Origin of the sequence: Microcoleus sp. EPA2 (genome assembly GCA_020882975.1) — a bacterium.
Lineage (GTDB): Bacteria > Cyanobacteriota > Cyanobacteriia > Cyanobacteriales > Microcoleaceae > Microcoleus.
In genome coordinates, this window is record JAHRFD010000013.1 from 24219 (window position 1) to 41819 (window position 17601).

General features: G+C 43.6%; 14 protein-coding genes. 6 read left to right on the forward strand and 8 right to left on the reverse strand.

The features are described 5' to 3' along the window. Positions 1-103: 103 nt before the first annotated feature. Positions 104-658, forward strand: a complete 555-nt coding sequence (accB, locus tag AAFP14_RS13580; protein ID WP_341732778.1) for an acetyl-CoA carboxylase biotin carboxyl carrier protein — start codon at positions 104-106, stop codon at positions 656-658. A 30-nt stretch (positions 659-688) separates the two neighbouring features. Next, positions 689-1081 carry an ArsR/SmtB family transcription factor gene (locus AAFP14_RS13585; RefSeq protein WP_472851051.1) on the forward strand — a complete coding sequence of 131 codons (393 nt, stop codon included), beginning with the start codon at positions 689-691 and terminating at the stop codon, positions 1079-1081. Positions 1082-1193: 112 nt separating this feature from the next. Here AAFP14_RS13585 and AAFP14_RS13590 read toward each other — a convergent pair whose 3' ends face one another. The 4 genes from AAFP14_RS13590 to AAFP14_RS13605 all read right to left on the reverse strand — a co-directional run bounded on the left by AAFP14_RS13590 (position 1194) and on the right by AAFP14_RS13605 (position 5398). Next, a complete protein-coding gene (locus AAFP14_RS13590; protein WP_341732779.1) occupies positions 1194-2012 on the reverse strand; it encodes a GerMN domain-containing protein in 819 nt (272 codons plus the stop codon). 320 nt (positions 2013-2332) lie between these two features. After that, the gene (locus AAFP14_RS13595; protein ID WP_341732780.1) at positions 2333-3001 is read right to left on the reverse strand and encodes a 2OG-Fe dioxygenase family protein; all 669 of its coding nucleotides are present in this window, start codon (positions 2999-3001) and stop codon (positions 2333-2335) included. 173 nt (positions 3002-3174) lie between these two features. After that, entirely contained in the window at positions 3175-3939 is a 765-nt protein-coding gene (locus AAFP14_RS13600; RefSeq protein WP_341732781.1) for an HpcH/HpaI aldolase family protein, read from the reverse strand. Between the two features lie 262 nt (positions 3940-4201). Continuing rightward, positions 4202-5398: an aminotransferase class V-fold PLP-dependent enzyme gene (locus tag AAFP14_RS13605; protein ID WP_341732782.1), complete on the reverse strand. Its 1197-nt coding sequence runs from the start codon at positions 5396-5398 to the stop codon at positions 4202-4204. On the opposite strand from AAFP14_RS13605, the gene AAFP14_RS13610 reads away from it, so the two are divergent. Further along, positions 5399-5626: a hypothetical protein gene (locus tag AAFP14_RS13610; protein WP_472851049.1), complete on the forward strand. Its 228-nt coding sequence runs from the start codon at positions 5399-5401 to the stop codon at positions 5624-5626. It abuts the gene before it with no gap. Here AAFP14_RS13610 and AAFP14_RS13615 read toward each other — a convergent pair. The 4 genes from AAFP14_RS13615 to AAFP14_RS13630 all read right to left on the reverse strand — a co-directional run bounded on the left by AAFP14_RS13615 (position 5605) and on the right by AAFP14_RS13630 (position 10882). Beyond that, positions 5605-6219, reverse strand: coding sequence for a molybdenum cofactor guanylyltransferase (locus AAFP14_RS13615; RefSeq protein WP_341732784.1), 615 nt, complete (start codon positions 6217-6219; stop codon positions 5605-5607). The genes AAFP14_RS13610 and AAFP14_RS13615 overlap by 22 nt on opposite strands. A gap of 164 nt (positions 6220-6383) precedes the next feature. Next, positions 6384-7442, reverse strand: coding sequence for an anthranilate phosphoribosyltransferase family protein (locus tag AAFP14_RS13620; protein ID WP_341732785.1), 1059 nt, complete (start codon positions 7440-7442; stop codon positions 6384-6386). Between the two features lie 22 nt (positions 7443-7464). After that, entirely contained in the window at positions 7465-8442 is a 978-nt protein-coding gene (locus tag AAFP14_RS13625) for a LysR family transcriptional regulator (RefSeq protein ID WP_341732786.1), read from the reverse strand. A gap of 181 nt (positions 8443-8623) precedes the next feature. Continuing rightward, positions 8624-10882: a GumC family protein gene (locus AAFP14_RS13630; protein ID WP_341732787.1), complete on the reverse strand. Its 2259-nt coding sequence runs from the start codon at positions 10880-10882 to the stop codon at positions 8624-8626. Positions 10883-11313: 431 nt separating this feature from the next. Here AAFP14_RS13630 and AAFP14_RS13635 point away from each other — a divergent pair, with 431 nt between their 5' ends. The 3 genes from AAFP14_RS13635 (at position 11314) to AAFP14_RS13645 (ending at position 17588) form a co-directional block, all read left to right on the forward strand. Continuing rightward, positions 11314-14094: a polysaccharide biosynthesis protein gene (locus AAFP14_RS13635; protein WP_341732788.1), complete on the forward strand. Its 2781-nt coding sequence runs from the start codon at positions 11314-11316 to the stop codon at positions 14092-14094. A gap of 79 nt (positions 14095-14173) precedes the next feature. Next, a complete protein-coding gene (locus tag AAFP14_RS13640) occupies positions 14174-15583 on the forward strand; it encodes a lipopolysaccharide biosynthesis protein (protein ID WP_341732789.1) in 1410 nt (469 codons plus the stop codon). An 88-nt stretch (positions 15584-15671) separates the two neighbouring features. Next, entirely contained in the window at positions 15672-17588 is a 1917-nt protein-coding gene (locus tag AAFP14_RS13645) for a glycosyl hydrolase family 28 protein (protein ID WP_341732790.1), read from the forward strand. Positions 17589-17601: the final 13 nt, after the last annotated feature.

Consider the following 17601-nt stretch of genomic DNA (forward strand, 5'->3'; position numbering starts at 1 on the left):
AGCCTCAACCCCCTAACTCTGCTTTCGATCGCACTGGTGTCCAATTTTCAATTCCCAATTTTCAATTTTCAATTCTCAATTATCAATTACCCTTGAATCTGCTGTGCAACTAGACTTAAACCAGCTCTGCGAACTGCTAACTGTTTTAGACCAAACCGGCATTTCGGAGCTGACGTTAAAAAGTGGAGAACTTGAACTGACTGTACGCAAAGGAATTCAAGCCAACGAACCAAGAACCGTCGCTGTTGGTCATCCAGCAGTTACGCCTCTTGCGACCATCGCAGAAACTTTTGCTAGCCCCACCTTAGCGTCACCTCCTGCTGTAGACCAAAATTCAGGAGCAAATATCACTAGCCCAGCACCCTCGGCTCCTGCTCCCGTGCTGGCCTCCGTGCCTGCTCCTGTGGATACCAAATGGGTATCCATTATTTCGCCGATGGTAGGAACTTTTTATCGCGCGGCTGCTCCCGATGAACCGCCTTTTGTGGCGCTTGGCGATCGCATCAAGGTGGGCCAGACAGTGTGCATTATTGAAGCGATGAAGCTCATGAATGAAATCGATGCCGATGAGGTATCGGGTCAAGTGATGGAAATCTTAGTTCAAAATGGGGAACCTGTGGAGTACGGTCAAGTTTTGATGAGGATTAATCCGGATTGAAGGATTACTTGATTGTTATATACAGAATTAATCCTCCTATTTCCCGATCGCTTCTGGCAGGTGAGCTTGATGAAGTTATCCCAGTCTGTTCCTCAAGAGGTTGTGCCACAAGTTGCTGAGTATTTCAGTATTTTGAGCGAGCCGATGCGTTTGCGAATTCTGAACTTGCTTCGCGACGGCGAAAAATGCGTGCAAGAGTTGGTGGAAGCTACTCAAACCAGTCAAGCCAATGTTTCTAAACACCTAAAACTCATGCTCCAAGCTGGTATCCTCACTCGCAGGAGTGAAGGAACTTCAGCCTATTACAAAGTAGAGGATGAGTTGATTTTCGAGTTGTCTACTATGGTGTGCGATCGGCTTGCGACTAGGGTCGAACAACAAGCCCAACAATTTAGAGCCTTGAGTCTGAATACCAAGCTCTAATTTTTCATCCCCAGTCTCAGGTCAAAAGTCATCAGCCATCAGCGAGCAGTCCCTATTCCCCGCCTTCTGACTAATGACTCATGACCAATGACTCATGACGAAGGACTAAAAATTACGGCACCGGAAAATTTTTATCGAAAGTTTGACGGGTACTCGGCTGAGCAACCTCCAACCCTTCGCCACCCAAAAGCTCTAAAGGCTTACCTTCCACCGAAATCCAAACTTTGGCATTCGGTTTTAAACTCGTGGCTGTATAGATCACTTGCCCCAACCGACTGCTCATGGAACTACTGCCTCCTCCCGAAGTAAATTCGGCAGACAAATCGACGTAAACTCCCTGATTATTGACACTCAAACTCCTGAGTTTTGTCCCCTTGGGAATTTCGCTAAAAACCTTTGTATCCTTTGGTCCAGCCAACAAACTGTTAAAAGCAGCCTGTAGGGCAGCATCAGGTCGATCGACTTCTTTGAGAGCTACCTTGCTAGGAACTGCCTCAAACTTGCCACCCCCATCTTTAACCCAGTAGACTTGCACTGTCTGGGTAGCCGTCGGCGACACAGACTTAGGCTGAGACTGTTGTGGCTTAATAACCTGCGGTGTCAAAGCCTGGGGTATTGGAGCTGCTGGCGTCTGAGCCTGGGGTGTGGGATATGATGGTGTCTGAGCTGCTGGTGTCTGAGCTGCTGGTGTCTGAGCCTGGGGTGTATCAACAGGAGTTGGAGCAGGTACGGGGATAATTACAGCAGGCGATTCCCCAGGAGTCGGGGAAAGTGCCCCAGAGGTAGTCCCAGCAGTAGACTGAGTGTCTGCTGACGTTGAGGAACGGTTGGCAGTCCACCAAGCAATGCTCCCTCCGGTTAATAAAGCCAACCCGCAAACACCGGCAACCACGGCTGTGGGTACGCGGCGTGCTTCTTGTCCATCTTTCATAATACAAATCCTCCTTACATATAGAGCGCTTGGGACAGTGAGGAGCTACTCCCGATCGGCTACATTTGTTTTTGCTGAGATTCTGGAACTGCCAACAGCTAAACTGAAACAATCCTCGCATCTTTAACAGCTTAGGAGCCATATTTCATTTTGACACTCTCCCGCTTAGAAACACGTTTACAAAGAAAATCAAAGCCGTCCTATAAGGACGGGGCTTTAGACCCAATTTCTTGGTAAGATACAGAAGTTCCCCGACTTCTTGAAGAAATCAGGGAACCCCATTGGTATGTTAAGTCGATCGCCTCATTACCGAACTCTACTCAATCAGTCAGCAAACTCGGAGATGTCAGCACAAAGACATCCCTTGTCCCCACCCCTTCCACTTCCGGCTTAATTGGTGTAGTAAAGTGAAAAAATTCGTGGTCATTAACCAACAGCAGTTCTCCGGGATGCAGAACTTTATTAAACACAGGCTTCTCTTTTTTCGCCAAGTACAAATGAGTTTCGCCACCGACAATATTAGTTCGGTCAACTGAGAAGATGCCGATAAAATCAGTACCATCTCTGTGAATACCTTCCGGTGCAGGATTGCCAAAATTGTGTGGCGAACAAGTCGTCCTGATTTGATGGATGCCGATTTCAGCTTCCGGGTGAATTTTGCAGGAATCGAAAAAAGCAAAAATCATTTGTTTGAAATTATCCAGGGCGATTAGTCGATCGTCCAATTCGGCAAATTCACGCTTGATATCACCCACCACCGGATTGTATTCTTTACTTTGAAAAAGATAGCCGTGAGGCAACTTAATTAATTCGTTTCCATTGACTATAAATCGCGACAACCTTCTCGAACGATACTTTCCTTTAATATAAGGATCGAGCGGCATCTCGTCGAAAAATGGCTTAAATCCTTCTAGCTTAATTGAGTTTACTTTTTTGAAAGTAAACATAAAAGCATAATCCAAATGAATGGATTCTAATGCTGTTTTCATAGATAGTTCTCCATGAATCCTTGCTCCCCTCCTTAATTTTGCCTTAAGGAGATGTATGCTTCTAGTCTAGCTCAGGTTTTTGGTCTGTGTGGTCAAAGACACTACAAAAATTGCAAAGATATTGTAAAGATGCCAAAAAAAATTCGGGAGTTATAAGCTGTTTAATCCCAAGTCTAAAGTCGATCGACTGCTTTGACTAGAGACTGACAAGCTCGCAAAAAGACGGCAACATCCACCCCCAGTCCCACGTATTGAACGCCAGCATCAATCCACTGTTGGGCTACTTCGGGGGTGTCGGCAAAAGTACCCGCAGCTTTTCCGGCGCTGCGGATGGTGTTGACGGCATTTTCCATCATCTCGATCACTCGCGAATCGCGAACTTGGCCGGGAATGCCGATCGACTGTGACAGATCGTATGGCCCCAGAAAAATCACGTCAACCTGGGGTACTGTCACAATTTCTGCTAAGTTGTCGATGCCGCCTTTCCCTTCGACATGAATTACAACTAAGGATTCTTCGTTGAGTCGATCGGTAATATTTGTACCCGCAGCAGTGTAAAGCCCGGCCCTGGTAGCAAAGGAAAGACCACGGGTGCCGAGAGGACTATATTTGGCATTTTTAACCGCAATTTCGGCATCTATTCTAGATTCAATTTGAGGTACTTGAATACCAGCACTACCAATGTCGAGGGCTCGTTGAATTTGTGGGCCGTCGTTTTTGCGGACGCGAACAATGGGCGCAATTCCTGCACAGTCGGCTGCGCGACACAAATCTTCGGCTGCGAGGGAATGTAAGGGACCGTGTTCCATGTCGATGACGGCGAAGTCAAAGCCAGCGTGACCGCAAATTTCTATAAATGCGGGATAGGCGCAATTCATAAATAAACCGAGGACTGTTTCGCCTTGTTTGATTTTTTGTTTGAGTTGGTTTTTCCGCATAAATTAAGATTTTTTTAGTATTAGATGTAATATCGTTTCCGGCTACATCGGAATGATTTAACCGCAGAGAACGCAGAGGACACAGAGGGAGAGAATAGAGAAATACTTCGCCCTTACAAAATGGGGATGCTCCCCAGAAACCGGGTTTTTAGTCTCGCGTGCGTCCTAGAGTGTGTAATTGAGATTTTGCAATTTTATCTAAATGCGATCTCTCAGAATTAGTTTTTTTCAAACTGTTGCTAGCTTGGGGAAAAAGCCTGCCTTAATCCGGTTTTTCTATAAATTTTGTTCCTATTAACTCAACCAACGCCTTAGCCAAATATTCATATTGCGGTAAAGTATTATAAAATTGAGCAGAAATTCTCACTAACTGCTGATTTGCATCCGGCCAAGGAATCACCGGCACTTCTATTTTAAAAATCTCCCACAAAGCCTCTTGTAAAGGGGCAATTCCTGACTTACCAACGGCATCAAATTCTGCATCTCTGAGTTGTACAACAGCCATCGAGCCTACCATTTCATCTGGACAAGGCTGGGGTAAATCTAATTTATCCAGCAATATCTGTCTTCCTGCTAAGGCTAAAGCATGATTTTTTGCCATCAATTCTGGCCATCCGCCCTCCAACAAAGAACCCATGAAGTCGAGCGCCACCGGTACACATAAATAAGCACTTGGATCGACTGTTCCCATCCAGTCAAATTCTAATTGAAAGCGGGATTTATCGCTGCGCGGGGAGTTTGCACCATGACTGATGGTTGTCGGCCCAATACCGTCCTGTTTATCGCGTCGCACATACAAAAAGCCAGCACCTTTTGGGGCGCACAGCCATTTGTGACAATTTCCCGTGTAGTAAGCCGCGCCAATTTCATCTAGATTTAGTGGAATCATTCCGGGTGCGTGGGCTCCGTCTACCAAGACATCTATACCTCTTTGGGCTAATTCACTAACTAGCTGTTTGATGGGAAATATTAAGCCTGTTTGACTGACAATATGGTCTAATAATACTAATTTTGTTTGTGGTGAAACGCACTTAATTACTGCTTCGATAACTTGTTCTGGTGACTCAATGGGAAATGGTACTTCGGCTACTATGACTGTAGCGCCTGTGCGGCTGGCTACAAAATCTAGTGTATTGCGGCAAGCGTTGTATTCTTGATTGGTGGTTAATAATTGATCGCCCGGAGCAAAAGAGAGCGATCGCAAAACTGCATTTACTCCCGTCGTCGCATTCGGCACAAATGCCAACTCATCACTACTGGTACCGATAAAAGTGGCTAATTCATTCCTAGCATTATCTAACAGTGGCTCAAATTCCCGCATCAAAAAGCGCAACGGTTCTCTTTCTAACTGTTCTCGAAAACTTGTTTGTGCTTCTAGTACGGGAATCGGACAAGCTCCAAAAGAGCCGTGATTGAGAAATGTTATATCGCGATCGAGTAGCCAGTGTTCTAAGTTCATGTGTTATTGGTTATTGGTTATTTGTTATTTGTTGTTGGTTATTGGTTATTGGTTATTGGTTATTGGTTATTGGTTATTGGTTATTGGTTATTGGTTATTGGTTATTGGTTAATTCCAATGTCCTATTCCCGATTCCCAATTCCCCATTCCCCATTCTCCATTCCCCATTCCCCATTCCCGATTCCCCATTCCCGATTCCCCATTCCCTATTCCCGATTCCCCATTTGATTTTTTAATTTCTCAAACTCTTCTAGTGTATTGCAATTTGATAACATTCGTGCTTCTCGTTCTCCTATAGGCAGAGGTACTACTGCAATTTGCTTTAACCATACTTGAAACGATCGCCCGCCTTTCTCAATAAAACTTTGCAAACTTGAGAGGGATTGCTGGCGGTAGAATCCGCACAAAGGTTCCCAGCGCGAATTGTGATTTTGATAAGGCACAACTGCTAAAGTAGATGGCCCTACTGCTGTTAACTGACGGGCCCAATGCTGAATTATATCAGCATCCAACAAAGGCAAATCACAAGCTAGGAGTAAAATCCACTCGTTAGTAATTTGCGTTAATCCCTGACTCAAGGCTCTCAAGGGCCCGGAACCGGGATTGTATTCTACCAGAAATTGACATTTTTTATTTAAGGTAGATCGATAGCGATCGGGCCAAGCAGTTAAGACGTAAACTTCTGAGGTTAAGTGAGCAGCGACTTCCCAGGTTCGCTCTAATAGGAATTTACCATCTATTTCTAAAAGAGCTTTATCTCTGCCCATTCTGGAACTTTGACCGCCAGCGAGCAAAATTACAGCAATTTTATTATTAGTCATTTGTTATTGGTTATTGATTATTTGTTGTTGGTTGTTGATTGTTGGCGGTGCTCGCTCAGCTTCGTCGAAGGGTTGTGGGTTGTGGGTTGTTTGTTATTTGTTATGGGTTATTTGTCATGGGTTTCTATAGATTCAAAAGTGAACTGTCTAGTGTCTACATTTAGCTATTGACCAACTAAATTGCTAATTTCCTCCAATTTTTGATAAACTTGACCGCTACTTAACAAAATTTCTGCTTTAATAAAACCAGAATTTATATCTAAACAAACTCCACAACGCCAGAGATAGAATCCGCTGTTCCAAATAGTAGACTGCATTAATTCCGAGGGTTTTCCCTGTAAAACTTCCTGCATTTGTTTTAATAACTCTGATGTCGATTCAAAGGCGGGATTTGTACTACTGAAACCGTAATCGCCGTGAGCTAACAGCAGTCGCTCAAACTCAACATCTGGCTTAGCAATACCGATGATTGCAGTACGATCGCGCGGCAAATCACAACTTCCTTCTAGTCCTTTGACTGTGGTGTAATTCTTGACTCCTCGCAATTCAAAAGCGTTGATAAACATACCTTCCGTCGGTGGGTGGACGTAGCCGGAGATGACGTTAACATCGCCGTCACAGGGACACCACATCAACTCCATTGTCGAAAAAGGCGATCGTTTGCCGATTTCGCGCCGGTAGGGAACTAAACTCTCAGCTTGGGGAAAATGGGTGGGGAGGTAGACAAAACCCAAACCTGTATTATCAAACACTTGCTGGACTTTTTCTAAACTCAATTTTGCCCAGTCAACACCTAAACCGCGCCAGATTTCTATCAGGGGAATACCTTCTTTGGTTGGCATGATATCCCCGCCGTGCATGAGAGTTGGAACGCCTGTGGCTGCTAAAATTAGAGCAGTTAAAGGACTCACTGGGGCTGTGCGCGATCGCCCATCGTAAGCAACTCCAAACACCGCCACGCTAGATACTGAAAAGCCTTTTTCTCTGTTTGGGTAGGCGAGTCTCGGTCCTAATTCTTCATAAGCATCGAGCATTCCGGCTAATTCTTCCCCCGTTGGTCGCTTAATGCGGTGGGAAATCATAAAAGCTCCCATTTGAGCCGGTGTTGCTTCTCCTAACAGCATCATCCGCGTTGCTGCGGCTGATTCGGTGCGAGTCAAGTTTTCTCCTGTGTGTACGCCACTGCCAATTTTTCGCAGCAATTCTCTAAAAGCGTTACTCATAATTTGGGGACTTAGTAATTGGTTATTTGTTAGTTGTTCCGACTTTTAAGACATCCAATTGCGGTGGCACAAATTCTCGTACTAATTGGCAGAAATGGGCGATGGGCGGAATTTGCATTCGATCCTGAGTTGTCACCAAAACGACTTCGCGAGTCCAAATCGGATCTGCCGCCGCAGTGCCGATGGCAGAAACCTTAGAATTTGGTCTCTGGTTTTCGATCGGGCGAATTGCTAAGGTGCGATCGGCGCGGGCTTCCAACAAAGCCGAATGTGGCAGCATAGCAATCAATTCTCCCTGTCGCACTACACCTCGAAAAGCATCGAGAGTATTCAACTCCAAAACAGCTTGCAGTTTAGCACCCATGCGTCCAAATTCGTCTTGCACCATCCGCTGCATTCCGTAGCCATCCTTAAACACGACTTGCGGGTAACAAATCAATTCAGCAATTGGGACTCGATCGTATTTAGCTAGGGGATGACTCGCAGCCATCAATACCTCGATCGGCTCATTGTAAAGCACCTCAACCAACATTTCGGCACCTTGAGTAAAATAGCGATTGTTCATCACCACCGCTACATCCACCAAACCGTCTTTGAGGACTTTCAGAGCTCGATCGCTCCCCAGGGCTGTTACCCGCAACTGTACCTCTGGATAATCCCGGCAAAATTTTTGGAGTACAGGTGGTAAATAAGCAGCACACACGGAGTGAATAGCAGCTACGCAAAGTTCGGGCTGCTTACCCGCGAGCAAGTCTCCCAATTCCTGACTGGCATTTTGCCATGTCTGACAGATTTTGCGAGCATGAGGTAACAGGCGTTCCCCAGCTAAAGTTAGCTTGGCATGGGCCATGCGATGAAACAGAGATAGGCCGAGTTCAGCTTCTAGTCCCTGCACTTGGCGGCTAATAGTCGATTGAGTCACGCCACATTTCCCTGCTGCTTGCTGAAAGCTTCCGGTTTCGGCAACGGAAAGAAATGCTTGAATCTGCTCTAAACGCATGGATGTTTAAGTCGAGTTGACATTTGGCGCGATCTTCATCAGTATTAGTGACTGAAGAATAACAGTGACATTAACCGATTTGCTCGCCAAGTTTAGTAGACTTTGATACAGCTACAGATTCGTTTTGATTTATGGGCGATCGAGCTCGACAACATCGACTATTCCCCATCGCCGTGACTTATTAGTTAAAGATATCCTCATCTCCCCATCTTTCCATCTCCCCAGGCGATCGCAAAATTTTGTGATTGAAATTAGCATTCTGCCCTTGAGCGTAAGATTCATTGGTAAAATAGTAATGGCTGTGAGGTTCATTTTTAGGAATTACTCCATTCACCACTAAACCCAGAACCTGTTGACTGGATTTCTTCAAAAGCTCTTTCGCAAAAGCCACAGTACCAGAATGAAGAATTCCAGGCCTGACTACCAATAAAATCCCATCAGCTTTATTCCCCAAAATCAGAGCATCAGCAGCAACATTCAAAGCAGGAGCATCAATAATCACTGCATCATAACTAGCCGCAAATTGCTTAATTAACGAAGCGATCCGCTGGGAGTCCAAGAGAGCCATGGGATTAGGCGGAATCACCCCGCAAGGGAGCACATCTAAATTCTCCATAACTTGTGCGATCGCACTTTTCAATTCAGCTTGTCCCACGATCGCATTGCTCAAGCCTACTTGATTGGGGAGTTCCCAAATCCGGTGCTGAACAGGAAAGTGCATATCCGCATCTACCAGCAAAACTTTCCGTCCCAATTGAGCTATAGCCACAGCCAAATTAGCTGATACAGTAGACTTACCCTCTTGCGGTAGCGAACTACTGACGACAATCACTTTCAGCTCTTTATCAGAACTCAGAAACCTGAGATTTGCCTGAAGCATTCGGTAAGCAGCACTGCTGGAAGTATGAGCAATATCTCTCACCACAATCTGTTGAGGAGATGGCTCTAAATCCTGGGAAGTTGATTTAACCCGCTTGGAATTGCGCCTCGTATTTTTTTCAGGCTTTTTATGGAAAGGAATCACTCCCAACAAAGTAAACCCAAACAACTCCCTCGCCTCTTCAATAGTTTTGACAGACTTATCTTGAGATTCTAAAAGCAGCGCCGCAGCGATCGCCAGCAGAGTTCCCAACAAAGTACCCGACACCAACAATAAAGACTTGCGAGAGCGCACTGGTTCTTCAGGAACACTCGGCTTTTGAATAATGCGAGCATTCCCGACTTGCTGATTTTCCGTAATCCGAATTTGCTGGAGCTTTTTCTGCAATTCTTCATAATCAGCCTCGGCTTCTTGGAGTTTTCTTTCTAGTTCCCGCTTTTGTTTCTCTAGCGCCGGCAAAACTTTTACCCGCTGCTTGTAAGCTGCTAAAGCATTTGAGAGAATAGTAACGCGATCGGCCAAACCCTGGCGTTCTACATCGACACTGATAAATTCTTGAATCAACTTTGGTTTTACTTCTCCTATCTGTAAGCTTTGATTTTCCAAGGGCTGTTGACCGCCTAAAACTTGTTTAATTTGTTCATCTAGTAAAGCTTTCATCGTAGCTTTTTTAGTTACCAACCTAGTTATTACAGGCGAAGTATCCAGGTAGCGATTTTGCTCAACCGCTAACTGACGCTCTATTTGTTTGTATTCTTTCAGAGCTTCCTGCACAGTGCTCGATTGGCTGAGGGTACTGGTAGCCAATGCTTGTTGGGGAGTCATTTGTAATTGGTTTTCAAATGCTTTTGACTTAGCACTTGCCTTGATAAAATCCGATTTAGCTTGGTCTATTTGACTTTCTAGTCCCGCCATAACCGCTACTGCTGACTTAGCTTCTTCTTCCAGATTTACAACTTTATTATCTTCTTTGAATTTGCTCAATTCGGCCGCGGCTTTGCGCATCGCTTTGTCGGAGTTAGGCAGTTTCTTTTCGATAAACTGTCGCACTGATACAGCTTCTAGACGATTTACTTTTTGATTGTTGTCTATATAAAAATTCATCATTGTCTTTACAACATCTGCTGCTATTTGGGGATTTTTATCTTTGTATGACACGGTTAGGATGTCCGCTCCCCTAATAGTAGCTACTGTCAAATTCTTCAAAAAATATTTGACTTTAAGATGATGATTTTTTTCATCTTGTAATTGAAGCTTGTTGATAGTTTTTTCGACAATTTCTACAGAACGAATCAGTTCAATTTCAGTGGTCAGAGGATTACTTTGCTCAGCAGCAGGAGTCAACTGTCCGATTTCCTTTCCCAATTCTGTCAATGCCGAGCCCGGAGTTGTTTTCTTAAATAATAACTTTCCTTCTGCTTCATAAACTGGTTTTTCCTTAAGAGTGGTGTAGCTAGCGAGTGCAACCACTGAGGCAAATACAGCTAGGGCTGGCAGCCATCGACGCTTCAAAATCTGCCAGTATTCCTGAAATCCCAGACCATTTTCACTTGATTCCATAAATCTCTCCAAAAAATATATTTTGGGTAAATACTCACAATCTAGGGGTTTTAAATTGATGATTTAAGATTTCCATTTTATCACTTAATTTCCCCATTTTCATTGTTTTAATAAATATGTTACTTCCACTCAAAGCCCTACTTAAGTATATATTTTTGTTAAGACAAAAGTAAAGAATTATGAATTTTTGAGCTAGAGAAGCCGTAGTAGGAGAATATAGACTCAATATCAAATCGAATTTAAAAAAATAAATCCCTTACAAAGCAATTAGGAGTTGTAACAAATGCTTTGCCAGCTCCCCTTAATGCTATCACAGAAGTGGATTCGGATTTAAGTGCGGAAATTTTTCATCACTAAGGCAAATATAAAATAAAAACAGAAATTCGATGAAGATATCTAGTTTGAGCAAACTTGTTTTCTCATAGCGTCTTATGAATAGCATAGTCAAGAAAATCAGCAAAGTGTTGTTGGGATTAAGAACCCGTCATTTTTTACTTGTCGATGCCATTTGTTTTGGCATCGCACCGTTATTAGCCCTGGCAATTCGTTTAGATGATACGACTCTGGCTCCCTATCTAAACAGTTTAGCGGTAGTTACAGTATTATTTGTATTAGTCAAACTAGCAGTTTTTTATGTTGGTGGCTTATACAATCGTTACTGGCAGTATGCTGGTCTCGAAGAAATGACACAAATAGCGATGCTGATAGGTATATCCCTAGCAGTGGAAGTTATATTGTTCCACCAACTCTACCAGCTAAATAATTCGGCGATCGCCATTCTGCCACGATCGCTGCCACTGGTAGACACCATGATCGGCTTTTTGTTAGTGGCGGCAGTTCGTTTCAGCATTCCCACCCTGGAAAGATGGGACCAAAAACCGTGGAAAGTTCAACAACGCGATCGCATCCTAATAGTTGGTGCCGGTAGTGCAGGCACATCTCTGGTGCAAACGATGCAAAGGAGCCCAGAGTTAGGACTAGATCCAATCGCTTTCGTTGACGATGACCCTAAAAAAATCACTAAGAAGATTCGCAAACTGACTGTACTCGGCAATCGTTATAACATTCCCGAAGTAGTTCAATCTCTAAATATCAGCAAAGTCATGATTGCCATCCCCTCAGCTCCGGGACAAGAGATTAGGCAAATCGTTCAAATTTGCCAGTCAATTGGAGTTCCAACCAGCACTCTCCCCGGCTTGAATGAGATCCTCAACGGTCGAGTCAGTATAGGGAACCTCAGAGAAGTCCAAATTGAAGACTTACTCCGCCGCGCTCCCATCCAAACCGATACCCAAAAAGTCTTGGGATTGATTGGAGGCAAAAAGGTTCTAATTACTGGTGGAGGTGGCTCCATCGGTAGCGAACTGTGTCGGCAAATATTAAAGTGTACTCCCGCCGAAATCATCATCCTGGGACACGGAGAAAATTCTGTATTCAACATTCAACAAGAACTAACCAAAGTTCTGTCAGAACTCAAAAAGACTAGCAAAACTGCAACAGATATTACTCGCATTACAGCTTGCATCGCCGACATTCGCTTGCTCGATCGCTTAGAGTACGTTTTTGAAAAAGTCCGACCAGACATGGTTTTTCATACGGCCGCTCACAAGCACGTACCCATGATGGAATTAAATCCGCCGGAAGCCATTACTAACAATGTGCGGGGGACGAAAAATCTGTTAGATATGGCCTTGAAATATAATGTGCAAAACTTGGTGATGATTTCCACCGACAAAGCGGTGAATCCAACTAGCATTATGGGAGTTAGCAAAAGAGTTGCCGAAATGCTGGTGTTGCAAGCAGCCAAAAAAAGCAAAAACCCGTTTGTAGTGGTTCGTTTCGGTAATGTTCTGGGCAGTCGTGGTAGTGTCGTACCAACTTTCAAGCGACAAATTGCTGAGGGTGGGCCGATTACCATTACCCATCCAGATATCTGTCGCTACTTCATGACAATTCCCGAAGCAGTTCAACTGGTTTTGCAGGCCGCAGTCATCGGTGGTGGTGGGGAAGTTTTCATGCTGGAGATGGGTGAAGCAGTCAGAATTGTTGATTTGGCAAATGATTTGATTCGACTCTCAGGATATGAAGTCGGCAAAGACATTGAAATCGCGTTCACGGGGCTCAGGCCGGGAGAAAAATTGTTTGAAGAGCTATTTATTCCTGGTGAGCAATATAACAAAACTCAACACGCAAAAATTCTCAGTTTGGGTAATGCCAGCCGCCTAGTGAAAGATAATATCGATCGGGAAATCGAAGCTCTTTGTCAAGCAGGCGATCGCAATGATACCAATTTAATTGTCTCGCTCCTACAGCAGTTAGTTCCTGAATACGTACCAGGATATTCCCCAGCCAATTTACACGAAACTACAGCCCTAGAAAAAACTGAACCGGTCAAGATTAGCAGTGCAGCATCTGTGCAGTTAGAAAATGACTTGTGCGTGGCTCTTGCTAATGAAGAGTTTCGGATTCATTATCAGCCGATAGTCTGCCTGGAAACTGATAAGATTAGTAGTTTTGAAGCGCTGTTGCGCTGGCAGCACCCGCATCGAGGTTTGCTGTGGCCAGACGAATTCCTCACAGCCGCAGAACAAACAGGCTTGATTGTTCCGATTGGCGAGTGGGTACTGTGGCAAGCTTGCACCCAGATACAGATTTGGCAGTCGCAATTTGGTTTTGACACTCCTTTAACAGTCAGTGTCAATCTGACTAGCAAACAGTTTTTTCACCCTGACTTAATCCCGACTATCTGCAAAATATTGAAGGAAACCAATCTTGATGCTTCTAGTTTGAGATTAGAAATTCCCGAAGATGTTGTCACCCAAAATTCTGAGTTGGCTGGGTCTGTTTTAGTTCAAATTAAAACTTTAGGCGTGCAAGTACAAATCGATCACTGTGGTTTGAGTGATGTATCGTTAACTCAGCTCTACCAATTGACGCGGCTTAAGTATGGAAAATTCGACAGTTTGAAGCTAGATTGCTCTTTAGTAAGTGGTCTGGATGCTAGCCACCCAAACTTAGAAATTCTTCACAAAATTATTGCCATAACTCAGGAGTTGGGTATGGGGATGATTGCCACAGGAGTAGAAACGAGATGGCAAATCGCTCAGCTAAAAGAGCTGAAGTGCGTCTACGGACAGGGATACTTTTTCTCGAAGCCTGTAGAATGCGCTGCGGCAGGTAAACTGATGGGGGCTAAAGTTAATCAAAATTAATTGGGCATTGGTGAATAAAATTGCCAGGACAATACAAGATTTGGAATTAACCAATTAGCCAGCCGGAAATTAGCTACTAATGCAACAGTTGAAACCACTAACTTTACGCCGAAATTTTTCCTGGACTTTCACTGGAAACCTCGTTTATGCGGCTTCTCAGTGGGGGATTTTGGTGGTGCTTGCTAAATTCGGCAGTCCTGAAATGGTGGGTCAATTTACCTTGGGTTTGGCGGTGACAGCACCTGTGATGATGTTTACTAATCTCCAACTGCGAAGTATCCAAGTGACTGATGCCAAAGGCGAGTATGTTTTTGCTGACTATTTAGGTCTGAGGTTAATTGGCACTGGTTTAGCCCTGTTGATAATTGCGGGAATTACGCTGAAAGCTGGGTATAGCTGGGAGACATCGTTAGTGATTTTAGACATAGGATTAGCTAAGGCCTTCGAGTCTATCAGCGATATATTTTACGGACTGATTCAGCAGCACGAACGGATGGATAAAATTGCGATCGCCCTGATGATTAAAGGCCCTTTATCCCTGTTACTTTTAGGCCTCGGAGTTTCCCTAACTGGGAGTGTGGTAGGGGGATCTGTGGGGTTAGCAATTGCCTGGGCGGTGGTGCTAATTGTGTGCGACATTCGCAATGGTAGATTAATCGTGAAGAGTTCTCAAAAAGCACAACGGGAGAATCTTGTAGAGACGCGAGCGATCGCAACTCAAGTCGAAGAACCTGCTGAGTCAACCGAAAATCCTACCCATTTACCTTTCCTAACCCCTGCTTCGCAAGGGGGGGAGAAAAGCAAACATCAGTTACTCCCCCGTTGGCATTTGAAAACCTTGAGAAAGTTAATATGGCTTGCCTTGCCTTTAGGTTTTGTGATGATGTTGATTTCCTTTAATACTAATATTCCTCGATACTTGATCGAACAGTATTTAGGAGAACGACAACTTGGTATTTTTGGTGCAATATCTTACCTAATGGTGGTTGGAGGTATGGTAGTGAGTGCCTTGGCGGAGTCGGCTAGTCCACGGCTGGCGAAGTATTATGCAGCAGGAAATAGCATCGCTTTTCGGACACTTATGTTCAAGTTGGTAGGGGTTGGTGCTGCGATCGGAGGGGCGGGTGTTTTAGTTGCTGTTGTTGCTGGTCAGGAAATATTGACTATTCTGTATCGACCTGAATATGGTCAACAGGCAGATTTGTTTGTCTGGCTGATGGTGGCGGCGGGAATAGGTTATGTGTCTTCGTTTTTGGGTTACGGGATTACGGCTGCTAGATACTTCCGTATTCAAATGCCTTTGTTTGCTGTGGTGACGGGGAGTTCTGCGATCGCTTGTTTATGGTTAATTCCAAGTATGGGAGTGCAAGGGGCGGCGATCGCGCTGATCGTTGGGGCGATCGTTCAAGCAGTTTTTAGTTTAGGGGCGATATATCACGCACTATACAAGATTCACCCACCAGTCAAAACCGAAAAACTAGATGAGTAATTAATATATGCTGTACTCAAGAATTCTAATATTGAGCATCAGAATTATCAAATTAAATACGATCAAATTAATCTCATATTTGTTCAATATGCAGGAGCCAACCTCTGTAAAAAAATCAGCTAATGGCAACAAATTAACCAAACTTAAAAACAAAATATTTTGGCTTTGTTTGCCAGGGCTAAGCATACTACAAATCAACTCTAATTTAGTCAAAGGTCAACCAAGCAGTATTGTCAACTACCCAGTCACCATATCTGCTCAACCAAGCAGTACATATTCAGTGAGCGTTAACGGTAAAAAGCTCTTTGTCGAAAAATATAACTCGCTGAGTTATGTTCACTTTGCTTTTGCTGGCAATGCTGACATTGAAGTAACTATCAAAGAAAAAATCGATAACTATACCTTGAGTCCCAAAAGTTATAATATTGTATCAAAAAAGCAGGGGAATAAAATAAATTTTTCTCTGAATGTTCCCAGAAAACTGATTATTCACAAACTAAACTTTTTAGAGGAAAAACTGTTTATTATCGCCGATACACTCGAAGATAATTCTGTTAAATTAGATCTGCAAACAGCAATCAATATTATGAACTACGGGGTTGATAACACCGGAGTAATTGATGCAACAGCAAAAATTCAACAAGCTATTAACGATGCTTCATCACAATTGCGTGTACTTTATTTTCCACCAGGGATATACAAAATCAAACAAATTAATCTCAACAGCAATTTGACTCTTTATTTAGCCGGAGGCGCTGTACTGGAAGCCACGAAAGATATAAACCCTTCCTACGGAGAGGGTCTGATCTATATGAAAGACGTCAATAATATCAAAATTCTGGGACGTGGAGCGATCTACGGTAATGGTTCTTATTGGCGTTCCCATGGAGGATGGTACAGTTTAATTCATGGTGAAAACGCTAACAATGTGATTTTGCAGGACATTATCATCAGAGATCCCTGTGTAGCGAATGTCTGGATGTCCCATTTAGAAAATTGGAAAATCTACAACGTCAAAATTTTGGCAGATCCGATTAACTTTATCAATACAGATGGCTTTGATTTTTGGTCTTCCAGAAATATTACTATTGATAATGTTCTTTATAAAGGAACCGATGATGCTACCTCTCATGGAGGTGACAAAAAGGGCAGAATTCAGAATAATGAAAATATTAATGCGATCAATTCTGTATTTTATGGAGGTTCTGGGTTTAAAATAGGAACAACAGCAGAGCAAGAAATTATCCACAATATCACTTACGAAAATATTGACGTTGTGTATGCAGATTCTTTGGCAGGATTATGGCCTGTCACCGCAGCAAAATTTGACAATATATACTTCAAAAATATTAGGTCTGAAGATATTATGGATGCTCCCAAAGGATCTGGTTCTGCCGATCTATTTCAGTGGCGCATTATGATAGCATCATGGGAACCCACTTCTTCTCCTAACAATTTAGGTTCTATTAGAAACGTTTATGTTTATAATCTGACTGCTGACGATCGCGGGGGAAAAAAATCAACTTTTCAGGGCTACAATTTACAACACGACATCAGAAATGTAACTTTTGACAACCTGTATATTGAAGGTAAGCTGGCTTTAAATCCCAAAGATGCTTACTTTGATATTGCCAATGAATATGTTGATTTGAAGTTTACCAGCAGCCATCCTAAAATTGTGAACATCACAGCCAAAAAACTGTATGCGTCTCGGTCAGGTGATGGGGGGGAATTTCGCATCACGCGCACGGGCGATACGAGTCAAGCATTAAGGGTAAAGTACACTATCAGGGGGACAGCAAAAAATGGAACAGATTACCAAAGTATTCCTGAGACTGTGACAATTCCGATTGGTGCTACTGAAGCGACGATTACTATTCAACCCCACGCTCGTACCAAACAAGAAGAATTAAAGACAGTGTTTATCTCCTTGGAAAACTTGCCAAATAGTATCGATTATATGCTTGGTCCAGATTTTCATGCAGTAGTAAATATTCGCAACTAACTCAATAGGAGAA